Source organism: Campylobacter sp. 2018MI13, assembly GCF_018501135.1.
GTDB lineage: Bacteria > Campylobacterota > Campylobacteria > Campylobacterales > Campylobacteraceae > Campylobacter_E.
Genome location: NZ_JAHCZC010000339.1, coordinates 1 through 239 on the forward strand (window position 1 = coordinate 1; position 239 = coordinate 239).

Sequence of the window (239 nt, forward strand, 5' to 3'; positions counted from 1 at the left end):
AGTGTTTTCAGGTTTATCTTCAGGTTTAACTTCTGGAGTTACAACATCTTCAGTTTTATCTTCTTCAGGTTGTTTATTGTCTTCAGTGTTTTCAGGTTTATCTTCAGGTTTAACTTCTGGAGTTACATCATCTTCAGTTTTATCTTCTTCAGGTTGTTTATTGTCTTCAGTGTTTTCAGGTTTATCTTCAGGTTTAACTTCTGGAGTTACAACATCTTCAGTTTTATCTTCTTCAGGTT

General features: G+C 33.5%; 1 pseudogene. It reads right to left on the minus strand.

What is annotated here, in order from left to right:
- Positions 1 to 239, minus strand: a pseudogene (locus KJQ99_RS10290) (hypothetical protein); the annotation flags it as partial.